Raw genomic sequence first — 23,406 nt, forward strand, 5'->3', positions numbered from 1 at the left:
CTAGCTGCTTTGTCCCTGCTCTCCCGCCGGCAGCCTGGCCATGGCGCGCTCCCCGCCGAAATAGGCCTTCAACCATGGATGATCGGACGCCAGCATCGTCGCCAGCGTGCCGACCGCGATCACCTTCTTGTCCGCCAGAGCGGCGATTCGGTCGCAAGCATGATACAGGCTGTCGAGATCGTGGGTTACCATGAAGACGGTCAGCCCCAGCGTCTGCTTCAGGGTCATGATGAGGTCGTCGAATTCGGCGGCGCCGATCGGGTCCAGCCCCGATGTCGGCTCGTCCAGGAAGACGATCTCGGGATCGAGCGCCAGCGCGCGGGCGAGCGCCGCCCGCTTGATCATGCCGCCCGAGAGTTCTGAGGGTGCCTTGTCGGCGGCGTCGCGCGGCAGGCCGACGAGATCGAGCTTCACCATCGCCAGCTCGTCGAGCAGATCGGGCGAAAGGTGAAGGTATTCCCGCATCGGCACCTGGATGTTCTGCTTGACCGTCAGGGCCGAGAACAGCGCGCCCTGCTGGAACATCACGCCGAAGCGCCGCTCGAGCACGCGGCGCTGCTGCAGGTTGAGATCGTCGACATCCTCGCCGAAGACCTCGATCGTCCCGCGTCGCTTGCGCACGAGGCCGAGAATCGTGCGCGTCAGCACCGACTTGCCCTGCCCGGAGCCTCCAACGAAGCCAAGGATCTCGCCGCGCAGCACGTCGAGATCGAGCCCGTCCATGATGACCTTGTCACCAAAGGCGACCTTGAGGTCGCGGACGCGAATGACGGTCTCGGGCTCGCCGGGCGCCTGAATCCGATCGGGGGACGGCGTGGTTTGTTGCACCATCGTCAGAACTCGATCGAGGCGAAGAACATGGCGAAGAGCCCGTCGACGACGATGACCATGAAGATCGCCTTCACCACCGAGGCCGTGACCTGACGGCCGAGCGATTCCGCCGAGCCCTTGACCGCGAGCCCCTCGATCGAGGCTATCAATCCGATGACGAAAGCCATGAAGGGCGCCTTGATCAGGCCGACGGCGAAATGCTTCCAGGTGATGACCGATTGCAGCCGGGCGAGGAAGGTATCGACACCGATGCCGCCATAGAGCCAGGCCACCAGCCCGGCGCCGACCAGTCCCGACATCGCCGAGATGAAGGTCAGGATCGGCAGCGAGATGATCAGTGCGAGGATGCGTGGCACGATCAGCACCTCGATCGGGTCGAGGCCCATCACGCGCAAGGCATCGATCTCCTCACGCATCTTCATCGAGCCGATCTCGGCGGTGAAGGCCGAGCCCGAACGCCCCGCGATCATGATCGAGGTCAACAGCACTGCGAGTTCGCGCAGGATCAGGATGCCGGTCAGGTTCACGACGAAGGCGGAGGCGCCGAATTGCTGGAGCTGGAAGATGCCCTGCTGCGCGACGATGCAGCCGACGAGGAACGAGATCAGCATGATGATCGGCGCGCCGTTGAAGGCGATCAGCTCGATCTGGTTGACCAGCGATGGCCCCCGGAACTTGCGCGGGCCGAGGACGACGCTGGCCGAACCGACCACGACCTCGCCGAGGAACATGGCACCGCCCACCATGTCGCGGCCGAAGCGCACCACCCCCTCGCCGATATCGACGAGGACATCGACGATCCTGAAATGCCGATGCGGCTTCGGAGGGTCGTCATCATGGACCTGGACCTCGGACAGGAGGATACCGTGCTCGGGCCTGCTGCTGACGAGCTCGACCGCTGCGCCGTCCCTCTCCTGCCGTGCCTTCAGGCGATTGAGGACATAGGCGCCGAGCGTGTCGAGCCGCGTCACCTCCGACAGGTCGATGCGGGCTCCGGGCGTTTCGTTCAGGCGCTCGGTGATCTCGCCGACCAGCTCTTCGATGCGGGGCCCGCGGTCGGCGCTCCACGAGCCCGAGAGCGCCACCGCGAGCGTGCCCGCATCATCGCGGAAGGTCGCCTGCGGTTCGGCGGTATCGAGGCTCGCCATGTCGCCGTGAGGTCCTTTGTCCCTGGCCAAAACAGCCTCGTGCGACCGCGCGTCGCCGGCCGCACCATCCTCCACCCCGTGCCCTGTATTGCCGTGCCGCGCCCACTTGGCAAGCATCGGGCATTCCAGCAGCTTCCGCTCCGTTGCCAAAGCCCCGGCGGCAGGGGAACCGGCCGCTTCGCCGGCGGTTTGCTCCAGATCGGGGCGCAGGCAGCAATTCCTTAAGAAATCGCAAGGCAGGCTCGGGCGATCCCGTCACGACCGCCTTGCTGATTCGGCCGGTCCTTCGAAGGCAGATTCGTCATGGGCGACGCGCGCTCGCTGACACCATTGACCGAAGCGGATTACGAGGCGATCGAAGCCGCGGTCATGGAGACGGCGCGTGGCCGCTGGTTCATGGTCGAATATGCCAAGCGCAACCGGCAGGCGGATACGCTGCAACTGCTCGGCGCGATCCAGCGGATCGAACGGGTCGTCGGGCTCGGCGTGCAGGAGACGAGCCGGGAAACCAACCTGATCGAGGCGGCCGCGCTGATCAGCGACCTGCGCACCGATCTCGAACGCATCAGCGGCAAGGCCGAGGCCCGCTCGTCCGGGCTCGCCGCCCAGATCGAGAAGGCTGCCGGCTCGGTGCTCGCCGCGACCGAGAGCATCCAGGAGGCCGCTTGGGGCCTGCGCGAGACTGGAGCGGACGACGAGGCCTGTGACGCGCTCGACCGCCGCGCCGCCGAAATCTCGACTGCGATCGGCATCGTCGACAGCGTGGTCCAGCGCATCGACAAGATCGCCGACACCATCGCCATGCTGGATTCGAGCCTGCGGGCCTTCGGTGAAGCCGCGCGCGAGAGCAGCGTGAGCTTCGAGGCGATGGCTGCCACCGCGGAAGCGATGACCGTGCCGGCTCCCTCCTCCGCGCCGCGCCATTATGAGGATATCGACGTCGCAACCGGAGGCCGCGAGCCGGTCCCGCTGGAGTTCACCGGCCGGATGGCGGCCGAAGCGCGTTTCGCCACCGTTCCGTTGCTCGACGACGATATCGTCTTCAGCGATCCGGCCGACACACAACCGGAACCCGCACGCCCGGCGGCGAGCCCCCGGGAAACCACCCTGCGCGAGATCGACGCTCTGCCGGCTGATCGCAAGCTCGCCTATTTCGTCTAGGTCCGGCTGCCAGCAGCTCAGTTCTCGCGCCGGATCGCGCTTTCGTGCCAGCGATGCAGCAGCAGGTGCGATATCAGGCTCGTGGCCAGGAAGATCGCGACGCCCGAGAGCGAGATCATCACCAGTGCCGCGAAGACACGGGGAATCTTGAGCTGATAGCCCGCCTCCAGGATGCGATAGGCCAGCCCCGAAGCGCTGCCACCGGTGCCGGCGACGAACTCCGCGACCACCGCGCCGATCAGCGCGAGGCCGCCGGATACCTTCAACCCCGCCAGAAAGTACGGTAGCGCCGCCGGCAGCTTGAGATAGCGCATCGTCTGCCAGCGTGAGGCGCCGTAGAGCTCGAACAGGTTGACCAGATTGTGGTCGGCCGAATTCAGCCCGAGGATGGTGTTCGAGAGGATCGGGAAGAAGGCGACGATCCAGGCGCAGATCAGCAGCGACAGGTCGATATCGTTGGCCCAGATGATGATCAGCGGGGCGATGGCGACGATCGGCGTGACCTGCAGGATGACGGCATAAGGGAGCAGCGCCATTTCCAGCCATTTCGACTGGCTGAACAGCACCGCTAGCGTCACGCCGACGACGACCGCCGCGGCGAGCGCCATGAATGTAATCTTCAGCGTGACCCAGAGCGAGCCGGAGAGCGTGCCCCAGTCCGCGACCAGCGTCTGGCCGACCAGGATCGGCCCCGGCAGGACATAGTGCGGAATCTCGTTCCAGCGGACCGCGAACTCCCAGAGCGCCAGCACGGCGACGCCGATCACCAGCGGGGCGAGGATGCGCGGCCAGACGCTGACCGGCAGGCCGAGGACGCGAGCCTCTGCCATGGCGACGGGCAGCGCCTGCGCATCCGTGCCACCGGACCTCTGCGTTTCGACAGGCACGCTCATTGGCCGATCGCCTCCTTCAGCTTGGTGGAGGCGACGCGGCAGAGATGGGCGTATTCGCCGGAGGTCCGGAACAGGTCGTCGCGCGGATAGGCGGCGTCGACCGAAAGGTCGGCCATGACCCGGCCGGGCCTGGCCGCCATCACCACGATACGCTGCGAGAGATAGACGGATTCGAAGACCGAATGCGTGACGAAGACGGCGGTGAAGCGCTCGCGCTCCCACAAAGCCAGCAGGTCGTCGTTGAGGCGGTGGCGGGTGATCTCGTCGAGCGCCGCGAAGGGCTCGTCCATCAGCAGGATCTTCGGCCGCATCACCAGCGCACGCGCAATCGAGACCCGCATCTTCATGCCGCCGGAGAGTTCGCGTGGGTATGACTTCTCGAAACCCTTGAGCCCCACCAGCGCCAGCATCTCGGCGGCGCGCGCCTCCGCCTCGGCCCTTGCAACGCCCTTGAGCTTCAGCGGCAGCATGACGTTGGCCAGCGCGCTGGCCCAGGGCATCAACGTCGGGTCCTGAAAGACGAAGCCGAGATCGCGCGCGCCATGGCCGGCGTTCCCTTGCGCCTCGCCGGTCTCGCCCGGCCAGGTGATCGTGCCGGAACTAGGCGCGCCCAGCCCTGCGATCATGCGCAGCAGCGTCGATTTCCCGCAGCCGGAAGGGCCGAGCAGGCTGATGAACTGCCCTGCCCCCAGTTCGAGATCGACGTCGCGAACGGCAAGCGTGCCGTTCGCGAATTGCTTGGAGACATGCCGGACCGCCACCAGCGGAGTGCTCGCGGCGGGTTGCGGCTTCGTCTCGTCCATCGTCGCAGTCATCTTTTCAGCAGCGCTCGTCCGGCTCAGCCCTTGCCGATGCCCTTGTTGACGAAGTCGAGGCTATAGGCCTTCTTCACGTCGACGCCGGCCGGAACCACGCCGGCCTCGCTCATCGTCTTGTAGAAGCTCGCCCAGCGCGCATCGGTCATCGCGCCGATGCCGAGCGTCTTGGCGTCGCCGGAGACGACGATGCCGCGCTCGTTCATCACCTTGAGCGCGTAATCGATCTTCTCCTGATCCATGTCGGGATTGTCCTTCAGGATCCGGGCATTGGCGGCTTCGTTGCCGGGGCCGCCCTTCATGTACTCGGCCCAGCCCTCCAGCGTCGCGTCGGTGAAGCGCTGCACCACGTCCTTCTTCTCCTGCACCATCTTCCGGGAAAGCGTGATCGTGGTGTTGTAGTTCTCGAAGCCGGCATCGGCGAGGAGATGCACCACCGGATCGACGCCCGCCTTGCGGATGACGAAGGGCTCGGAGGAGAGGAAGCCCTGCTGCGTCAGCTTCTTGTCGGCCAGGAACGGCGCCATGTTGAAGGTGTAGGGGCGGATCTGCTCGTCCTGGAAACCGAATTTCAGCTTCAGGAAGGGCCAGAAGCCGACGCGGGCCTGCGCCGCGATCAGGATCGGCTTGCCCTTGAGATCGGCGAGCGTGTCGTTGCCCTGGCCGGGATGCGAGATCAGGACCTGCGGGTCCTTCTGGAAGATCGAGGCGATGCAGAGGAAGGGCAGGTTCTCGTGGGCGAAGCTCAGCGCCTCCAGCGAGTTGCCCATGATCATGTCGACACGGCCGCCGAGCAGGAGCTGGGTCGGGTTCTGCTGCGGGCCGCCGGGGCGGATCTCCACGTCGAGCCCGTATTTCTTGTAGATGCCGTTGGTGGCGGCGAGATAGAAGCCGCCATGCTCGGTCTGGGCGCGCCAATTGGTCTGGTAGCTGACCTTGTCGAGCGTCTGCGCGTTGACGCGCGCGCCCGGCACGGGGATCAGCAGGGACGCGGTGGAGCCGCCGATCAGCCCGAGCGCGGCGCGCCGGTTCACGCGATATTTCATCGTCGTCATCTCGCTCTCTCCCCTCACGCTGCGGCCGGCCCGGCCACTGGCCCGTCTCCTTATCCCATGCGATAGGACGACGGGACAATGCAACGCCGTGCCGCCGGGTTTCTGCACAGAAACAAGGCGATCGCACCGGCTCCTGACAGGCCTGATCATGACCGCACGTTTCTGGGGCGACCTGAAGAGCTCCGACTTCGCCACGCTTTCGCCTGACCGCACCGTCGCGGTGCTGCCGCTGGCGGCGATCGAGCAGCACGGCCCGCATCTGCCGGTCTCGGTCGACACCACCGTGATGAACGGGATGCTGGCGGAGGCGATGCCGCTGGTGCCTGATGATCTCGACGTGCTCATCCTGCCGACGCAGGCCGTCTGCAAGTCGAACGAGCATCTGCATTCGCCGGGCACGGTCACGATCGGCTGGGAAAGCGCCGTCCGCTCCTGGATCGAGATCGGCGAGAGCGTGAAGCGGGCGGGCCTGCGCAAGCTCGTGCTGATCACCTCCCATGGCGGCAATGTCGACCCGATGAAGATCGCAGCACGGGAGCTGCGCGTCGACCACGGCATGCTCGCCGTCTGCACGGCCTGGATGTCCTTCGGCCTGCCCGACGGGCTCTATGGCGAACTCGACATCCGCCACGGCATCCATGGCGGCGATGTCGAGACCTCGCTGATGCTGCATTTCCGGCCGGACCTCGTCGACATGAGCCGGGCTGCGCTGTTCAAGCCGCATACCGTGACCATGGCCGAAGAAGGCTATACCCATCTGCGCCCGACCGGCCCGCATGCCTTCGCCTGGATGGCGCAGGACGTGAACCGCGCCGGTGCGGCCGGCGATGCCAGCCTCGCGACCGCGGCGAAAGGCAAGGCGACGGCTGCGCTGCAGGCGAAGGGCTTCGCCCAGTTGATGGCGGATGTCGCGCGGATGCCGCTCGATACGCTCTACAAGGCGGGCTGAGCCTCACTCCGGATCGAGGAGGCGCGGCCCCGGCCCCTCCTCGGCCAGGCGATCGAACGGATTGTGCAGCGGGCAATCCCGCACCGAGAGACAGCCGCAGCCGATGCAGCCGTTGAGCTGATCGCGCAGCCGCGTCAGCCGGTCGATGCGGCGTTCCAGCTCCTGCTTCCAGGCCGACGAGAGCCGCGTCCAGTCGGCGACGGTCGGCGTGCGCTCCTGCGGCAGCGCCTTGAAGGCCTCGCGGATGGTCTTCAGCGGAATGCCGGCGCGCTGCGCCACCTTGATGATCGCGACCCGGCGCAACACTTCGCGGGCATAGCGGCGCTGGTTGCCCGCGGTGCGGTGGCTGCGGATCAGCCCTTCCGCCTCGTAGAAATGCAATGCCGAGACGGCGAGCCCGCTGCGGCGCGCGACATCGCCGACACTCAACTCGCCCGGCAAACGCGCCTGCAGGGACATCGGAAACGCCTCTTGACCTTAACCTTACTTGAGGTTCTATAAGCCCCGCTCCCGTGATGCAAACCGGAGCGTTTCCATGCACCAGAAGGTCGATACGCGGATCAGGCTCGCCCTGATCTATGGCAGCAGCCGCGAAGGCCGCTTCTGCGACAAGGTCGCCGGCTGGGCGATCTCCCAGATCGCGGGCGACGGTCCGTTCGACCTCGCGGTCGTCGACCCTGGCGAGATCGACCTGCCCCCGCGCCATGTCAGCGGCAAGCACCCAGCGCTTGAAGAGCTCAGGAGCATCATCGGCTGGGCCGACGGCTTCGTCGTGGTGACGCCCGAGTACAACCGCGGCTATCCGGCGATTCTGAAGTTCCTGATCGACGCCGTCGGGCCGGAATGGCGCGGCAAGCCGGTCGGCTTCGTCTCCTATGGCGGGATCTCGGGGGGCCTGCGCGCCGTCGAGCAATTGCGCCTCGTCTTCGGGGAATTGCATGCCGCGCCGATCCGCGACGGCGTCGCCTTCGCCGATGTCTGGAGTCGCTTCGACGCGGAGGGCGCCTTGCGCGATGCCGACCGGGCCGAACAGGCGATGGCGACGATGCTGGCGCAACTCCACTGGTGGGCAAGCGCATTGCGCAAGGCGCGCGAAAGCGTGCCCTACGGCCAGTTCGCCGCGGCCTGATACGTCACGCGAACGTGGAAAGAGCTTCACAAATCCGAACTGGTCTCACCGTGGCGGGATGCGGAACAATGCCTGCCCCTGGGACGAGGAACGGATATGAAGCTCAAACTTCTCCGCAACGCGACGCTGAAACTCGATTTCGGCGGCAGGACCTTCCTGATCGACCCCGATTTCGGGCCGCGGCACAGCCGCCGCTCCTTCACCGGGCGGTCGCAGAACCCGATGGTCGACCTGCCCGAACCGATCGAGGATATCATCGCCGGCGTCGACACCGTGATCGTCTCGCATCTCCATGCCGACCATTTCGACGAGGTCGCCAAGGAGCGCATCCCGAAGAACCTGCCGATCATCTGCCGGCCCGGCGACGAGGCGGCGATTGCGCAGGCAGGCTTCTCCTCAATCACGGCGGTCGACTGCTATGTCAGGCTGGGACCGATCATCCTGAAGCGGCATGCGGCTCAGCACGGCACCGGCTCGGTCGTCGAGAAAATGGGGCCGGTGATGGGCCTGAGCTTCGAGGCGCCGGGCGAGCCGACGCTCTACTGGTGCGGCGACAGCGTGCTCTATCCGCCGCTGCGCGACGCCGCCACGGCGACGGGCCCCGACGTGATCGTCAGTCATTCCTGCGGGGCGATGTGGGACAACACGCTCATCGTGATGGATGACGAGCAGACGCTCGACCTCGCCGAGGCCTTCCCGCTCGCGACGATCATCGCGACGCATATGGAGGCGCTCGACCACGCCACCGTCAGCCGTGCCGCCTTGCGCAAGGCGGCGAAGGCACGCGGCGTCGACACGCGACGCCTGCGCATCCCCGCCGATGGCGAGACGATCGAACTCGGCGTGCCGGCGCTGGTGTGAATCACCCCGCACATGCCGTCATCCCGGGCGACCGCAGGGAGACCCGGGATCCATTCCGGAACAGTTCAGGCATGGATCCCGGCTCTTCGCTTCGCTCCGGCCGGGATGACACGCGATGAAGGTAGAGGGGCTTACTCCCCCGCCTTCAATTGCTTGGCGTAGATATCCTTGTACTGCTCGCGCAGCAGGTTCTTCTGGACCTTGCCCATGGTGTTGCGCGGCAGCTCGGCGACGACGAAGACCTGCTTGGGCTGCTTGAACTTGGCGAGACGCTGCTCCAGCGCCGCGGCGATCCCCTTCGCGGTGATCTCGGCGCCGGGCTTGCAGACCACGCACGCGGTGACGCCCTCGCCGAAATCCGGATGCGGCACGCCGATGACGGCACTCTCGATCACGCCCGGCATCTCGTCGATCTCGGTCTCGACTTCCTTGGGATAGACGTTGTAGCCGCCGGTGATGATCAGATCCTTGCCGCGCCCGACGATATGGACGTAGCCGGCGGGATCGATCTTGCCGAGATCGCCGGTGATGAAGAAGCCGTCGGGCCTAAACTCGGCGGCCGTCTTCTCGGGATTGCGCCAGTAGCCCTTGAAGACGTTCGGGCCCTTGACCTCGATCATGCCGATCTCGTCGCGGGCGATCTCCTTGCCGGTCTCGGGCTCGGTGACGCGGGCCGAGACTCCCGGCAGCGGAAAGCCGACCGTGCCGGCGACGCGATCGCCCTCGTAGGGGTTCGAGGTGTTCATGTTGGTCTCGGTCATGCCGTAGCGCTCGAGGATCGCGTGGCCGGTGCGGTCGCGCCATTCACGATGCGTCTCGGCCAGCAACGGCGCCGAGCCGGAGACGAAGAGGCGCATATGCTTCGTCGCCTCCTTGCTGAGGCGGACGTCCTGCAGCAGGCGGACATAGAAGGTCGGCACGCCCATCATGCTCGTCGCCTGCGGCAGGTACTTGAAGACCTGCTCAGGATCGAATTTCGGCAGCAGGATCATCGAGGCGCCAGCGAGCAGGATCACGTTGGTCGCGACGAAGAGCCCGTGGGTGTGGAAGATCGGCAAGGCATGCAGCAGCACGTCGCCCTTCGTGAAGCGCCAGTAGTCGACCAGCGCCAGCGCATTGGACGACAGGTTGTCGTGGCTGAGCATCGCGCCCTTGGAGCGGCCCGTCGTGCCGGAGGTGTAGAGGATCGCGGCGAGATCGTCCGGCCCTCGCGCGACGTCGGTAAAGTCGCTCGACGCGGCATTGGCCTTGTCGAGCAGGCTGCCGTTGCCGATGCCGAGCGTCTCGAGCTTCGCGCCGGCCTTCTCGGCATAGGGGCGCAACGGCTCGGCCTTGGCGGGATCGCAGACGAAGACGGCCGGCTCGGCATCGCCCAGGAAATACTCGATCTCGGCCGGGGTATAGGCGGTGTTGAGCGGCAGGAAGATCGCGCCGGCCCGGACCGTGCCGAGATAGAGCATCAGCGCCTCGAAGCTCTTCTCCACCTGGACCGCCACGCGGTCGCCTGGCTTGACGCCGAGCCCGACCAGCGCATCGGCGAAGCGCGCTGAGACCGCGACCATGTCGCCATAGGAGAAACGCCTGCCGTCATCGAGCAGCGCGAAGGGCGCGTCGGGCGCCGGCATGCGCGAGCGGATCAGGTCGAAGAGATGATTGCCCATGATTTCGGGTCCTTTCAGGCGTTTCCGTATCAGCTTGTGGCCGGGCGCAGCAGCTTGCGCACACTCGACGAGGCCACCACCGTGTTGCGGGTGGCGAAGGCTTCGTGATTGGTCTCGATGTCGTCGAGGTCATAGCGATAATTGACCATCACGCCATGCGACTCGCGCAGGCCCCGCGCGGAGAGATTGCCGCCGACATTGATCCGCTCCAACCGTGCGCCGTTGCCGAGATGGAAGCGCGCGACCGGATCGATCACGCGGCCAGACGCGGTGCGCGCCCGCAGCATGTACTGCGCCATCATCTGGCCGAGCAGCTTGTCGCGGCGCGCGCGTGTGGCCTCGTCGAGCGAAATCGTCTCGCCGGCCGGGCGGGCCAGTTCGGCGCGCTCTTCGTTAGTGAGAACGAGATCGCCCGGCTCTTCCGCAACGCCGGCGAGCCAGCGCGCGAAGCCGGGCACCGGCGAGAGCGTGACGAAGGTGTCGAGCCCCGGCAGTTCGCGCTTGAGGTCCTCGGCCACCTGCTTGATCAGGAAATTACCGAAGGAGATGCCGCGCAGGCCCTCCTGGCAGTTCGAGATCGAATAGAACACCGCCGTCGTCGCCTGCTGCGCGGGGAGGACCTCGCGCTCGGGCTCCAGAACTTCGCCGATGCTGCGCGGGGTATCGCCGGTCAGCGCGACCTCGACGAAGATCAGGGGGTCGTCGACGAGCTGCGGATGGAAGAAGGCGAAGCAGCGACGATCAGCCGGCTCCAGCCGGCGCCTCAGATCATCCCAGCCCTGGATCTCATGGACCGCCTCGTAGCGGATGATCTTCTCCAGGACGTTGGCGGGCGTGCGCCAGTCGATGCGGCGCAGGACGAGAAAGCCGCGGTTGAACCAGGAGCCGAAGAGATGGCGGAAATCCTCGTCGATGCCCTTGAGCTCCGGCTCGGCCGCAATGGCCTCGAACAGGGCCTCGCGCATCCGCACCAGCACATGGGTGCCCTCGGGGGCGAGGTTCAGGCGACGAAACAGCTCCTGCCGGCGCGGCTCGGACGCCTGATGCAGGGCAGCGACGGTCGCCGGATAGGGCTTGGCGCGATAGGCCTCGATCGCCGCGTCGAGCCGCTCGTGATCGGGACCGAAGCGCTCCCGCAGCATGGTGAAGAAGGCGAGCCGGCCAGGCTTGTCGAGCCGCTGGAAGGCTTCCAGCACGGCCTGCGCCAGCGCCATGCCCGACGCCTCGCCGCGGCCGGAGAGCAGGTCCTCGCAGAGCTTGTCGATCGGGCGCGAGCGGTTGCCGAGGAAACGCTCGAAGCCGATCAGCGCGCGGCCGCGATCCGCCACGTTGGTCAGGAGTTCGCCGAGAAATGCCATATCCATGCCGGCTCCCAGTTCGGAAGGCTGATCCTATACGAGATTCAGCGCAGGCAAATCGGGCATCAGCGCAGCAGGCTCCAGGCCTTCAGGAAGAAGTCCGGCGTGCCGAAATTGCCGGATTTCAGCGCCACGACCATCTCCGGCCCGTCGACCACGCGCGTCCAGGGCACGCCGGGATCGATTTCAGGGCCGATTTCCAGCGTGCGGATGCCAAGGCCCAGCACGGTCGCGCCCGAGGTCTCGCCACCCGCGACGAGAAGCCGCGTCACGCCGCCCTCGGCAAGCAGCCGCGCGACCTCGGCAAAGGCATGTTCGACGATGCTGCCGGCCTTCTCGCGGCCGAGCTTGTCCTGCACCGCCGCGACCTCGGCCGGGTCGTCGCTGGAATAGACGAGGAACGGCTTGTCGGCCGGCTGCGCCAGCGCCCAGGCGGCAAGGCCTTCCGCATTCTGGCTGCCATCGACCAGAGCGAAGGGAGCGACCTTGAGCGCGGGATAGCCGGCCTCCAGCGCCGCCTTGATCTGGCCGCGCGTCGCGGTCGAGCAGCTGCCGGAAATGATGCCGGCACGGCCGGCCGGTGCTTTCAGCTCCACAGGGCCGGGCCGCTCCGGCAGCAGGCCGGCGCGGCGGAAATTCTGCGGCAGGCCCATCGCGATGCCGGAGCCTCCGGTCAGCAGGACATGCTCGGACACGGCGTGGCCGAGCGTCATCAGGTCCTCGTTAGTCAGGGCGTCGGTCACGGCATAACGGACGCCGTCGGCCTGCAATTTGGCGAGGCGCGCCTTCACCGCGGCGGGGCCGGCGAGCACGGTGGCGTAGTCGACGAGGCCGACATCGGTCTTTGCCTGAACCGACATCAATCGCATCAGGTTCGAATCCCGCATCGGCGTCAGCGGGTGATCCTTCATCGAGCTTTCGTGGAGCGGCACCGCGCCGACGAAAAGATAGCCCTGATAGATCGAGCGGCCATTCGCGGGAAAAGCCGGGCAGACGATGGCGAGCTTCGCGCCGAGGCGCTCCGCCAGCGCATTCGCCACCGGCCCGATATTGCCCTCGGCCGTCGAATCGAAGGTCGAGCAGTATTTGAACAGGATCTGGCGCGCGCCGCCCTTCAGCAGCGCCTCGCAGGCGGCGAGCGAATCCGCGACGGCCTCCGCGACCGGGTTGGTCCGCGATTTCAGCGCGACGACGACGGCATCGGCCTCCGGCAGGGCGGAGCCGGCCGGGGGCACGCCGATGACCTGCACGGTCCGCATGCCCGCCCGGTTCAGCATCAGCGCGACATCGGTCGCGCCTGTCATATCGTCGGCGATCACGCCCAGCAGCATGCCCAATCTCCCCTGCCCGCGCGGGCCTTGCCTTGTCGAACGCGTTCTAGCCTCTGCCGATGCAGGTGACGACCGCCATGGCCGCATCGTGCACGTCCGCCCCGGACATGGAACCCCGTTTCCCGGCGAAGCCGCGCCTGCCCACGGGACAGGCAAGGCTGCCTGCGAATTGATGCGGCGCATCATCGACGGCGCGCGCGATCTGAGTCAGGTTAGTGCCACAAGGAACGAATTGAGCAGGACGACCCGCTGATGACGCGGCGGGAACGTTCGCCGACAACGTCCGGAACGAGGGGAAAAAGATGAAGCTTTTGAAGGTTGCGATCTCGGCTGCCGCGCTCGCGCTCGCGACGTTGCCGGCACTGGCACAGGCCCCGTCGACCCTGCGGATCGGATTGCAGGAAGACCCCGACATGCTCGACCCGCACAAGGCGCGGACCTTCGTGGGCCGCATCGTCTTCATGGGGCTGTGCGACCGGCTGGTCGACATCACGCCGGAGCTGAAGCTGGTGCCGCGGCTGGCGACCGAATGGAACTTCTCCTCCGACGGTCTGACGCTGACGATGAAGCTGCGCAGCGATGCGAAGTTCCACGATGGCGAAGCCTTCAACGCCGAGGCCGCCAAGGCCAATCTCGAGCGTGCCCGTACCCTGCCCGATTCGCTGCGCAAGGCCGAACTCGCCTCGGTCGACACAATCGAGGCGCCCGATGCCACCACGCTGGTGCTGAAGCTCAAGCGCCCGGACGCCACGCTGCTCTCGCAGCTCACCGACCGCGCCGGCATGATGCTCTCGCCCAAGAGCCTCTCCGGCGACGTCGCGGCCAAGCCGATCTGCTCCGGCCCCTACAAATTCGTCGAGCGCGTCCAGAACGACCGGATCGTGCTGGAGAAGTTCAAGGAGCATTGGGAGGCCGACAAATACAGCTTCGACCGCATCCTCTACCGCGCCATTCCCGACACGACGGTGCGGCTCGCCAATCTGCGCTCCGGCGAACTCGACATGCTGGAGCGGCTGGCCCCCACCGACGTGAAATCCGCGCAATCGGACAAGTCGCTCAAGGTCGAGAGCGTCGCCAATCTCGGCTACCAGGGCATCACCATCAACACCAACAACGGCGAGGCTGCCAACCAGCCGATGGGCAAGGACAAGCGCGTGCGCCAGGCGCTCTCGCTGTCGATCGACCGCAAGGTACTGAGCCAGGTCGTGTTCGAGGGGCTCTATGCGCCATCGAACCAGCCCTTCAACCCCGGCAATTTCTACGTCAGCGCCGATCTGCCGATTCCGGCCCGCGACCTCGCCAAGGCGAAGGCGCTGCTCAAGGAGGCCGGGCAGCCCAAGGTCTCGGTCGAGCTCTTCGTCACCAACAACCCGGTCGACGCCCAGCTCGGGCAGGTGATCCAGGCGATGGCGCAGGAAGCCGGCATCGACATCCAGATCCGCTCGACCGAATTCGCCAGCCAGCTGCGCGACCAGCAGCAGGGCAAGTTCCAGATGAGCCGCGTCGGCTGGTCCGGCCGCATCGACCCCGACGGCAACATCCACCCCTTCGCCCATTCCAAGGGCAACCAGAACGACGGCAAATACGCCAATCCGGAAGTCGACAAGCTGCTCGACGAGGCCCGCACGATCTATGAGCCGGCCGAGCGCAAGAAGCGCTACGACGCCGCGCAGAAGATCCTGCAGGACGAATTGCCGATCATCTATCTCTACAACCAGACGGTGTTCTTCGCGATGCGCTCCAATATCCAGGGCTTCGCGATCAATCCGGACGGGATGATCCGGCTGGCCGGGCTGAAGCGCTCGTGAGGGCGCTCATGCCGTGACGGGTGGCCCATGGCCACGCTCATCCTCCGCCGCATCCTGATCGCGATACCGACGCTCTTCCTGGTATCGCTCTTCGTCTTCGCCCTGCAGCGCGCGCTGCCGGGCGACCCTTTCCTCGTCATCGCCGGGGAGGAGCGCGACCCCGAGGTGATCGCGCGGCTGCGCGAGATCTACCGCCTCGACGATCCCGTGATCGTCCAGTTCTTCGCCTGGCTGGGGCAGGTCGTGCAGGGTGATTTCGGCCGCTCGCTGCGCACCGGCGAGCCGGTGCTCGGGCTGATCCTGCAGAAGCTGCCGGTGACGATCCAGCTCGCCACGGCCTCGATCCTCGTCGCGATCGTCATCGGCATTCCGATCGGCATCCTCGCGGCGCGGCACAAGGGCACGGTCGTCGACTACTCCGCCAGCGCGGTTGCGCTGTCGGGGCTGTCGATCCCGAATTTCTGGTTCGGGATCATGCTGATCCTGCTCGTCTCGGTGCACCTGAAATGGCTGCCAGCCTCGGGCTATGAATCGATCTTCGTCCATCCCTGGGAGGCGATCCAGCGGCTGATCATGCCGGCCTTCGTGCTGGGCAACGGGCTCGCCGCCTTCCTGATGCGCCATACCCGCTCGGCGATGCTGGAGGTGCTGCGCTCGGACTATGTCCGCACCGCCCGCGCCAAGGGGCTCGACGAGGATACCGTCATCCACCGCCACGCCCTGCGCAACGCGCTGATGCCGATCATTACGCTGACCACCCTCCTCTTCGGCGAGTTGCTGGCCGGCGCGGTGCTGACCGAGCAGGTCTTCACCATTCCCGGCTTCGGCAAGCTGATCGTCGATGCCGTGTTCAACCGCGACTATGGCGTGGTGCAGGGCGTGGTGCTGTGCACGGCCATCGGCTTCATCCTGATGAACCTCATCGCCGATATCCTCTACGTCGTCGTCAACCCGCGTCTGAGGGCTGGCTGATGGCATCGCTCGATTCCATCTCATCGACCGGCGCCGCAAGCGGCGTCAGCGCCCGCCCCGGCGTGCTCGCCCGGCTGATCCGCAACAAATCGGCATTGATCGGCGGCAGCATCGTGCTGGCCTTCCTGTTGATGGCGGTGCTCGCGCCAGTGCTGCCCCTGGCCGATCCGTTCAAGTCGAACTTCCTCGCCATCCGCAAGCCGCCCTCGGAACTCTACTGGTTCGGCACGGACGAGCTCGGCCGCGACCAGGTCACGCGGCTGTTCTACGGCGCGCAGGCTTCGCTCCTCGCCGGCATCGTCTCGGTGCTGATCGCGGTCGCGATCGGCCTGCCCTTCGGGCTGCTGGCGGGCTGGTATGGCGGCTGGATCGACATCGTGATCTCGCGCGTCACCGAGGCCCTGCTCGCCTGCCCGTTCCTGATCCTCGCCATCGCCTTCGCGGCGGTGCTCGGCCCGTCACTGACCAACGCGATGATCGCGATCGGCCTGTCGGCGGTGCCGATCTTCATCCGGCTGATCCGGGGCCAGGTGATGAGCGTCAAGGCGGAGGATTTCGTCGAGGGGGCACGGGCGGTCGGCGCCCGCGACCTCCGGCTGATGTTCCGCCATGTCCTGCCCAACACCCTGTCCCCCATCGTGGTGCAGTCGACATTGTTCATGGCGCAGGCGATCATCCTGGAAGCAGCCCTCTCCTTCCTCGGCCTCGGCCAGCAGCCGCCGTCACCCTCCTGGGGCCAGATGCTCAACGTCGCCAAGAACTTCATGGAGCAGGCGCCGTGGATGTCGGTGGCGCCGGGCATCTGCATCTTCCTCGCCGTGCTCGGCTTCAACCTGCTCGGCGACGGCCTGCGCGACGCGCTCGATCCAAAAGAAAACTAGGCTTCAGGGATACGCCCATGTTCACCACCCGCCCCGAAATCCTCGGCACGTTCGGCGTCGTGACCTCGACGCACTGGCTCGCCACCGCATCCGGCATGGCGATGCTGGAAAAGGGCGGCAACGCCTTCGATGCCTGCGCCGCCGCCGCCTTCGTGCTGCAAGTCGTAGAGCCGCATCTCGTCGGCCCGGCCGGCGACATGCCCGCCGTGTTCTATTCGGCCGAAACCGGGAAGGTCGAGACGCTCTGCGCGCAGGGACCGGCCCCGCAGGCTGCCACCATCGCAGCCTACAAGGCGCTCGGCCTCGACCTGATCCCCGGCTCCGGCCTGCTCGCGACCGTCATCCCGGGTGCCTTCGGCGGCTGGATGACGCTGCTGCGCGACCATGGCCGATTGAAGCTCCGCGACGTTCTGGAGCCGGCGATCGGCTATTTCGAGAACGGCCACCCGATGCTGCCGCGCGTCTCGGATTCGATCCGCGAGCTGACCGACCTCTTCACCAACGAGTGGACGACCTCGGGAGAGGTATATCTGCCCGGCGGGCATGTGCCGGAAGCCCGTAAACTCTTCGCCAACAAGGCGGCAGCCGAGACCTACAAGCGCATCCTCGCCGAGGCGGAAGCCAAGGGCAGCGACCGGCAGGAGCAGATCCAGGGCGCCTATGACGCCTGGTACAAGGGCTTCGTTGCCGAGGCGATGGACCGCTTCTGCCGCACGACCGAGGTGATGGATTCCTCCGGCCGGCGCAACAAGGGCCTGCTGACCGCGCAGGATATGGCGAATTACCAGCCGACCTACGAGACCCCGACCTCGGTCAGCTATCACGACTGGGAGGTCTTCAAGATCGGGCCGTGGGGCCAGGGCCCGGCCTTCCTGCAGACGCTGAAGATTCTCGAAGGCGTCGACCTTGCCGGGATGGGACCGGCGAGCCCGGACTTCGTGCATCACGTCGTCGAGGCGATGAAGCTCGCCTTCGCCGACCGCGAAGCCTATTACGGCGATCCGGATTTCGTGAAGGTGCCGCTGGCGACGCTGCTCTCCGACGACTACGCGGCCGGGCGGCGCGGGCTGATCGGCGAGCGCGCCTCGCTGGAGCTGCGTCCGGGCATCGTCTCGGGCTACGAGGCGCAGGTCGCGCATGCGATGAAGGCGCTCGGCGCCATCGCCCAACCGACCCAGGGCGGCGCCAGCGTCGGCGAGCCGACCATGGCCTCGATGGTCGCCGCCGGCCGCAAGGGCGATACCGTCCATATCGACGTCATCGACAAATGGGGCAACATGATCGCCGCGACGCCGTCCGGCGGCTGGCTGCAATCCTCGCCGGTCATTCCGGAGCTCGGCTTCCCGCTGAATTCGCGCGCCCAGATGTTCTGGCTGGAAGAGGGCCTGCCCGCCTCGCTCGCGCCGGGCAAGCGTCCGCGCACGACGCTGACGCCGACGATCGCCTTCGAGAACGGACGCCCGCGTCTCGCCTTCGGCACGCCGGGCGGCGACCAGCAGGAGCAGTGGCAGCTCGGCCTGTTCCTGCGCCGGGTCCATCACGGCCTCAACCTGCAGGAGGCGATCGACCTGCCGCTGTTCCATACGCAGCATTTCCCCTCCTCCTTCTATCCGCGCTCGTCGCGGCCCGGCCATCTGATGATCGAGGAGAGCATCGGCACTGCGGCACTCGCCGAGCTCGAGCGCCGTGGCCACGCGGTCGAGAAGGCGCCCGCCTGGACGGTCGGACGCCTGACTGCGGCAGAACGCGGCAATGACGGGCTCTTGCGCGCCGCCGCGACGCCGCGTCTGATGCAGGCCTATGCCGCCGGCCGCTGAGGAAGCAACCGCATGACCTGGTCCATCGTCGCCCGCGACGCCGCGACCGGCGCCTATGGCGTCGCCGTCTCGACCTGCGCCTTCGCCGTCGGCGCCCGCGTGCCCTATGGCGGCGGGCGGATCGGGGCGATCGCGACACAGGCCTTCGTCAATCCGCTCTACGGCATCGACGGCCTCAGGCTACTGCAGGAAGGCCGATCGGCGGTCGAGATCATCGCGACGCTGACGGCCGCCGACGAGGGCCGCGCGCATCGCCAGCTCCATGTCATCGACCGCGACGGCAAGATCGCCTCGCATACGGGCGCGGCCTGCATCGACTGGTGCGGCGCCGTCGACGGGCCGCAGGTCTCGGTCGCCGGCAACATGCTCGCCGGGCCTGAGGTCGTGCAGGAGACCCTGAAGGTCTATATCGCCTCCTCGGCACTCGATTTCGACGAGCGCCTTCTCGTGGCGCTGGAAGCCGGCGAGAAGGCCGGCGGCGACAAGCGCGGCAAGCAGTCCGCTGCGATCCGCATCTGGGCCGGTGAACCGGTGCCGAGCATCGATATCCGCGTCGACGACCACACGGACCCGCTGAAGGAGCTAAGGCGGCTCTGGCGCGTGGCGCATCAGCGCTCGGTGCCGTTCCAGCAGGCCTCGCCCTCGCGCGGGCGCCCCGCCGGTGTCACCGACCGGACCGAGCTCGATCGTCTCTGCACGGAATATGCGGCTGCCTGGAACGCCCGGCACCCGGAAAGCTGACCGGCCAATTGCATTCTCGCCGCGCTTGGCCCGTGATAGGGTGACGCTTCGTCATCCTGCCATGCCGACGAGCGGGGAATGCGATGGCCGATCCGAACACCGAAGCCCTCCAGAAGCGCATCGCCACCCTGGAGGCGCAGGTCTCAGCCCTGCTGCAGGCGATATCGGCGGATCGCGGCGGCAATGTCGTGATCAACGCGCCGGGCTCGCTGACCATCAATTGCGGGATGGGCATTGCGCTCACCGCGGGCAGCGTGATGACGCTGACCGCGGGCGCCAACCTCGCCGTGACCGCAGGCGCCAACGCCACCATGGTCGTCGGCAACCGCCTGCGCGTCAGCAGCGGTCATGAAGCCTCGTTCGAAACCCGGAGCTTCAACGTCGCTGCGGCGGTGGGCTGCGATATCGACAGCGGGCAGAACTTCGCCATCACGGCTGGCAAGGAAATGGCCATGAGCGTCGGAGCGGGCATGGCCGTCCATGTCGGCAAGACGCTTGCGATCGAAAGTGCCGATGCGGCAACGCTGAAAAGCGGCGATGCCAGGCTGGGCATGAAGAAGGATGGCAGCATCGAATTGCAGGGGCGCGATATCGCCCTCAAGGCTTCCGGACGCATTGAGGCCAAGGCGTCCGGCAATGTCACGATCAAGGGATCGAAGATCCTGCAGAACTGACTCAGGTCAGCTTGCCCCGCGCCGCGACCGGCAGTTCCCCGATCAGCTTGTCGCCGCGCACGGTGATCAGGCGATCGACCATGTTGACGACGACGCAGACATGGTTCGGCACGACGCGGACAACCTCGCCGACGAGCGGGCGCTTGTTCGAGGCGGAGAGGTCGAGGAAACCGTGCTCCTCGGCGAACTGCGCGATCCGTGCCGCCGGGTATTCGAGGATATAGCCGTGGCCGTCGAGATTGCCCTTGTCGCTGGTCAGCGTCTTCGAGCCTGAATCGAGGATGCCGCGCTCCGGACCTGCCCGGCTCACCACCGTCGCGTAGACGGTGAGCGCGCAATCCTCGAGCGTGGCGACGCCGGCCGCGATCTGCATGCGATCGTTGAAGATCGAGGTGCCCGAGCGATGCTCGGTCGAGCCCTTCAGCTTGCCCATGTTGGGGATGTTCGGCGAGCCGCCGGTCGAGACGATATCGGCCTTGAGGCCGGCATCGCGCAGGCCGGCATTGACCGTGTCGAGGAAGGCTTGCGTCCGCTCCCAGCCATCCTCCGGCGGGTACATCAGCAAGCCGGCGAAGCGCAGGCCGGGCGAGGCCGCGACCATCTTCGCCAGCTCGATCGCCTCGTTCGGCGTCTCGACGCCGGCGCGCTTGCGGCCGGTATCGCATTCGATGACGACTTCCAGATCGCGGCCCGCGATCTCGCCGGCCCGCGGCAGGCCGGAGATGGTGACCGGGTTGTCGGCGGCGACGATCATCCGGACGCGCCTTTGCAGGGCCCCCAGCCGCCCCAGCTTTTCTTCGCCGATGATGTTGTAGCTGATCAGGATGTCGTCGATGCCGCCATCCGCCATCACCTCGGCCTCTCCGAGCTTCTGGCAGGTGATGCCCCGCGCGCCCGCCTCGATCTGGAGCCGCGCCAGCTCGGGCGATTTATGCGTCTTGATATGCGGGCGATTGGCGACGCCAGCGGCGTCGCAGGCCGCCTGGAGGCGGGCGATATTGGCATCGACCTTGTCGAGATCGATCACCACGGCGGGCGTACCGTAGACGCGGGCTATCTCGGCCGCGAGCGGGGTGGCGGCCGGCTGGTCGACGGCCTTGGAGGTGGTTGCGGTCACGGTCATGGCAGCACCTTGATGATGACTTCGATCTCGACGGTCATGTTGTTGGGCAGCGAGCCCATGCCGACGGCCGAGCGGGCGTGGCGGCCGCGGTCGCCGAGCACGGCGACGAACAGGTCCGAGCAGCCATTGATGACCTTGGGTTGATCGGCGAAATCCGGGACGGCGTTGACCATGCCGAGCAGCTTGACCACCTCGACCTTGTCGAGCGAGCCGACCGCCTTCTTCATCGCGGCGAGCAGGCCGAGGCCGGTCTGGCGCGCGTGCTGGTAGGCTTCCTCGATCGTGACGTCCTTGCCGACCTTGCCGGTCGGATAGGTGCCGTCAGCCCGCTTCGGACCCTGGCCCGAGAGATAGACCAGATCACCGACCTGCTTGAAGCTGACATAGGTCGCGACCGGCGTCGGCACGTCCGGCAGGGTCAGCCCCAGTTCCTTCAGCCTGTCTTCGGCGCTCATGGCGTTTCTCTCCTCACGTCGGTCTTTTCTCGCCGATGCCTGTCGCATCAGCCGTTGATATCGCGGCGCATATAGCGGGCCGCATCGTCATAGCTCGCAAGCTTGCGATCAAGCGCGGGCTCATGCACCTCGCGAAAACCCTGCCGGCGCCAGAAGCCGGTCGAATCGTTGACCGCGACCAGCGCCAGGCTCGTATAGCCGGCTCCGGTGGCATGACGGGCGATCGCCGCGACGATCGCTCCCGCCACGCCGCTGCCGCGCCCTGCCGGCAGCAGCGCGAGGTCGTGAAGATACCAGTTGGCGACGCCAGGCGGGATGCCTCCCAGCAGGGAATTCAGGGCCGGGACGGCGCCGGCCGGCCAGGGATGGCTGACGAGATAGCCCTGTAACGCCCCGCCTTCACCGGACAGCACATGACACCCCTCGGGCGCCAGTTTCAGCCGCTCGGCGAAGACCGCCTCGTCCTCGGGATAGTCCGGATGCACGACGGCCGCGATCGCCATCACCGCCGGCAGATCGGCCGGCGCCATGCGGCGCCAGCCCGTTTCGCGTGACATGGAAGCCTACGCCGCGACCTTCGGGAACTTGCCGGTCCGCTTCGGGTGCCACCACTTGCCCTTGAGCACGACACCCTCGGAGACGAACTTCCTGTCGCCGATCAGGTGCTCGCCGACGACGTCGACATAGTCGAACTTGCCTTCCTTCACGGTCAGGATCGTCGCGTCGCCGAGCGAGCCGACCTTGAGGGAGCCGTATTCCGGGCGCTTCAGCGCCATGGCGGCGTTCACCGTCGAGGCGGCGATGACGTTGCTCAGGCTCATGCCCATGCAGAGGAACTTCGACATGGTGGTGACCTGGTCGAAGGCGGGCCCGTCGATGCAGAGCTTGTGCACGTCGGACGAGATCACGTCCGGCTCGAAGCCGTTGGCCAGCATGGCGCGGGTGGTCTTGAAGGAGAACGACCCCTTGCCGTGGCCGATGTCGAAGATGACGCCGCGCTTGCGGGCGGCCAGCACTTCGGGCTTCACCGTGCCCTGCGCGGTCGCGGGCGCGTTCGGGAACGGACGGAAGGCATGGGTCAGCACGTCGCCCGGCCGGAGCATGCCGATGACTTCCTCATAGGACGGCGGCGGATGGTCGATATGGCACATCAGGGGCATCCCGACCTCGTCGGCGACCTGCAGCGCGATGTTCAGCGGCTTGGTGCCCTGGTCGCCCGAGGCATGCAGGCCGACGCGGACCTTGATGCCGACGATGTAGTCGCGGTTCTCGTCGGCGACCTTGGCGCAGTCGATCGGGTTCATCATGCGCATGTCGCCGCTCTCGCCGACCATGACGCGGTGGTCGAAGCCGTAGATGCCGGCATGCGAGACATGGAGATAGGCGAGGATGCGGGCCTGGCTCGGCTCGATGACGTGCTTGCGGAAGCCGGCCCAGTTGCCGGGGCCGGCCGAGCCGGTATCGACCGAAGTGGTGACGCCGGAAACGCGGCAGAATTCGTCCGCATCGATGCCGAGCGAGGTGCCGCCCCAGTAGACATGGGTGTGCAGGTCGATCAGGCCGGGCGAGACGATATAGCCGGAGACGTCGCGGACTTCCTTGGCGCCCTTCAGGTCCTTGCCGAAGCCGGAGACCTTGCCGTCCGTGAAGGCGACATCGAGGATGCCGTCATGCTTCTGGGAGGGGTCGATGACGCGGCCGCCCTTCAGGATGAGATCGTGGGTCATGTCTAGTCCTCTGGAT

Annotated in this window: 23 protein-coding genes; 10 read left to right on the plus strand and 13 right to left on the minus strand. The window is 66.7% G+C overall.

What is annotated here, in order from left to right; translation table 11 throughout:
• Together ASE61_RS03190 and ASE61_RS03195 are read right to left on the minus strand one after the other, a co-directional pair.
• Complete coding sequence (locus ASE61_RS03190) at positions 1-831, minus strand: ABC transporter ATP-binding protein (RefSeq protein WP_061964533.1); 831 nt, start codon at positions 829-831, stop codon at positions 1-3.
• A gap of 2 nt (positions 832-833) precedes the next feature.
• Entirely contained in the window at positions 834-1,979 is a 1,146-nt protein-coding gene (locus tag ASE61_RS03195; RefSeq protein ID WP_061964535.1) for an ABC transporter permease, read from the minus strand.
• 303 nt (positions 1,980-2,282) lie between these two features.
• Here ASE61_RS03195 and ASE61_RS03200 point away from each other — a divergent pair, with 303 nt between their 5' ends.
• Entirely contained in the window at positions 2,283-3,140 is an 858-nt protein-coding gene (locus tag ASE61_RS03200; protein WP_061964537.1) for a hypothetical protein, read from the plus strand.
• Positions 3,141-3,157: 17 nt separating this feature from the next.
• Here ASE61_RS03200 and ASE61_RS03205 read toward each other — a convergent pair whose 3' ends face one another.
• Genes ASE61_RS03205 through ASE61_RS03215 form a run of 3 tightly spaced genes read right to left on the minus strand, consistent with a single transcriptional unit; the run spans position 3,158 to position 5,903 of the window.
• Positions 3,158-3,970 carry an ABC transporter permease gene (locus ASE61_RS03205; RefSeq protein ID WP_061965558.1) on the minus strand — a complete coding sequence of 271 codons (813 nt, stop codon included), beginning with the start codon at positions 3,968-3,970 and terminating at the stop codon, positions 3,158-3,160.
• A 59-nt stretch (positions 3,971-4,029) separates the two neighbouring features.
• A complete protein-coding gene (locus ASE61_RS03210) occupies positions 4,030-4,836 on the minus strand; it encodes an ABC transporter ATP-binding protein (RefSeq protein WP_061964539.1) in 807 nt (268 codons plus the stop codon).
• 35 nt (positions 4,837-4,871) lie between these two features.
• Complete coding sequence (locus ASE61_RS03215; protein WP_061964541.1) at positions 4,872-5,903, minus strand: ABC transporter substrate-binding protein; 1,032 nt, start codon at positions 5,901-5,903, stop codon at positions 4,872-4,874.
• Between the two features lie 148 nt (positions 5,904-6,051).
• Here ASE61_RS03215 and ASE61_RS03220 point away from each other — a divergent pair, with 148 nt between their 5' ends.
• Entirely contained in the window at positions 6,052-6,852 is an 801-nt protein-coding gene (locus ASE61_RS03220; RefSeq protein WP_061964543.1) for a creatininase family protein, read from the plus strand.
• A 3-nt stretch (positions 6,853-6,855) separates the two neighbouring features.
• Here ASE61_RS03220 and soxR read toward each other — a convergent pair whose 3' ends face one another.
• Positions 6,856-7,311: a redox-sensitive transcriptional activator SoxR gene (gene soxR, locus ASE61_RS03225; RefSeq protein WP_061964546.1), complete on the minus strand. Its 456-nt coding sequence runs from the start codon at positions 7,309-7,311 to the stop codon at positions 6,856-6,858.
• 76 nt (positions 7,312-7,387) lie between these two features.
• Here soxR and ASE61_RS03230 point away from each other — a divergent pair, with 76 nt between their 5' ends.
• Positions 7,388-7,981: an NADPH-dependent FMN reductase gene (locus ASE61_RS03230; protein WP_061964548.1), complete on the plus strand. Its 594-nt coding sequence runs from the start codon at positions 7,388-7,390 to the stop codon at positions 7,979-7,981.
• A 96-nt stretch (positions 7,982-8,077) separates the two neighbouring features.
• Positions 8,078-8,842: an MBL fold metallo-hydrolase gene (locus tag ASE61_RS03235; protein ID WP_061964549.1), complete on the plus strand. Its 765-nt coding sequence runs from the start codon at positions 8,078-8,080 to the stop codon at positions 8,840-8,842.
• A 131-nt stretch (positions 8,843-8,973) separates the two neighbouring features.
• Here ASE61_RS03235 and ASE61_RS03240 read toward each other — a convergent pair whose 3' ends face one another.
• The 3 genes from ASE61_RS03240 to otnK are packed head-to-tail and all read right to left on the minus strand — an operon-like array spanning position 8,974 to position 13,192.
• The gene (locus ASE61_RS03240) at positions 8,974-10,503 is read right to left on the minus strand and encodes a malonate--CoA ligase (RefSeq protein ID WP_082617053.1); all 1,530 of its coding nucleotides are present in this window, start codon (positions 10,501-10,503) and stop codon (positions 8,974-8,976) included.
• 29 nt (positions 10,504-10,532) lie between these two features.
• Complete coding sequence (locus ASE61_RS03245; protein WP_061964551.1) at positions 10,533-11,867, minus strand: malonyl-CoA decarboxylase; 1,335 nt, start codon at positions 11,865-11,867, stop codon at positions 10,533-10,535.
• A gap of 59 nt (positions 11,868-11,926) precedes the next feature.
• Positions 11,927-13,192, minus strand: coding sequence for a 3-oxo-tetronate kinase (gene otnK, locus ASE61_RS03250; RefSeq protein ID WP_061964553.1), 1,266 nt, complete (start codon positions 13,190-13,192; stop codon positions 11,927-11,929).
• 302 nt (positions 13,193-13,494) lie between these two features.
• Here otnK and ASE61_RS03255 point away from each other — a divergent pair, with 302 nt between their 5' ends.
• From ASE61_RS03255 to ASE61_RS03280, 6 genes are all read left to right on the plus strand, one after another.
• Entirely contained in the window at positions 13,495-15,000 is a 1,506-nt protein-coding gene (locus tag ASE61_RS03255) for an ABC transporter substrate-binding protein (protein WP_061964555.1), read from the plus strand.
• Positions 15,001-15,027: 27 nt separating this feature from the next.
• Positions 15,028-15,972 (plus strand): ABC transporter permease, encoded by a 945-nt coding sequence (locus ASE61_RS03260; RefSeq protein ID WP_061964557.1) that lies wholly within the window; start codon positions 15,028-15,030, stop codon positions 15,970-15,972.
• The gene (locus ASE61_RS03265) at positions 15,972-16,853 is read left to right on the plus strand and encodes an ABC transporter permease (protein ID WP_061964559.1); all 882 of its coding nucleotides are present in this window, start codon (positions 15,972-15,974) and stop codon (positions 16,851-16,853) included. The genes ASE61_RS03260 and ASE61_RS03265 overlap by 1 nt, the downstream gene beginning before the upstream one ends.
• 17 nt (positions 16,854-16,870) lie before the next feature.
• Complete coding sequence (locus ASE61_RS03270) at positions 16,871-18,670, plus strand: gamma-glutamyltransferase family protein (protein ID WP_061964561.1); 1,800 nt, start codon at positions 16,871-16,873, stop codon at positions 18,668-18,670.
• A gap of 12 nt (positions 18,671-18,682) precedes the next feature.
• Positions 18,683-19,411, plus strand: coding sequence for a DUF1028 domain-containing protein (locus ASE61_RS03275; protein ID WP_061964563.1), 729 nt, complete (start codon positions 18,683-18,685; stop codon positions 19,409-19,411).
• Between the two features lie 83 nt (positions 19,412-19,494).
• Positions 19,495-20,085, plus strand: coding sequence for a hypothetical protein (locus ASE61_RS03280; protein WP_061964565.1), 591 nt, complete (start codon positions 19,495-19,497; stop codon positions 20,083-20,085).
• Position 20,086: 1 nt separating this feature from the next.
• On the opposite strand, the gene ASE61_RS03285 is transcribed toward ASE61_RS03280, so the two are convergent.
• The 4 genes from ASE61_RS03285 to ASE61_RS03300 are packed head-to-tail and all read right to left on the minus strand — an operon-like array spanning position 20,087 to position 23,390.
• The gene (locus ASE61_RS03285) at positions 20,087-21,208 is read right to left on the minus strand and encodes an alanine racemase (RefSeq protein WP_061964566.1); all 1,122 of its coding nucleotides are present in this window, start codon (positions 21,206-21,208) and stop codon (positions 20,087-20,089) included.
• Positions 21,205-21,663, minus strand: coding sequence for a RidA family protein (locus ASE61_RS03290; protein WP_061964568.1), 459 nt, complete (start codon positions 21,661-21,663; stop codon positions 21,205-21,207). Before ASE61_RS03290 ends, ASE61_RS03285 begins: the two co-directional genes overlap by 4 nt.
• A gap of 47 nt (positions 21,664-21,710) precedes the next feature.
• A complete protein-coding gene (locus ASE61_RS03295) occupies positions 21,711-22,220 on the minus strand; it encodes a GNAT family N-acetyltransferase (RefSeq protein WP_061964570.1) in 510 nt (169 codons plus the stop codon).
• A 6-nt stretch (positions 22,221-22,226) separates the two neighbouring features.
• On the minus strand, positions 22,227-23,390 hold the full coding sequence (locus tag ASE61_RS03300) for an amidohydrolase/deacetylase family metallohydrolase (protein WP_061964572.1): 1,164 nt from the start codon (positions 23,388-23,390) through the stop codon (positions 22,227-22,229).
• Positions 23,391-23,406: the final 16 nt, after the last annotated feature.

It is taken from the genome of Allobosea sp. Root670, from assembly GCF_001429415.1.
Taxonomy (GTDB): domain Bacteria; phylum Pseudomonadota; class Alphaproteobacteria; order Rhizobiales; family Beijerinckiaceae; genus Allobosea; species Allobosea robiniae.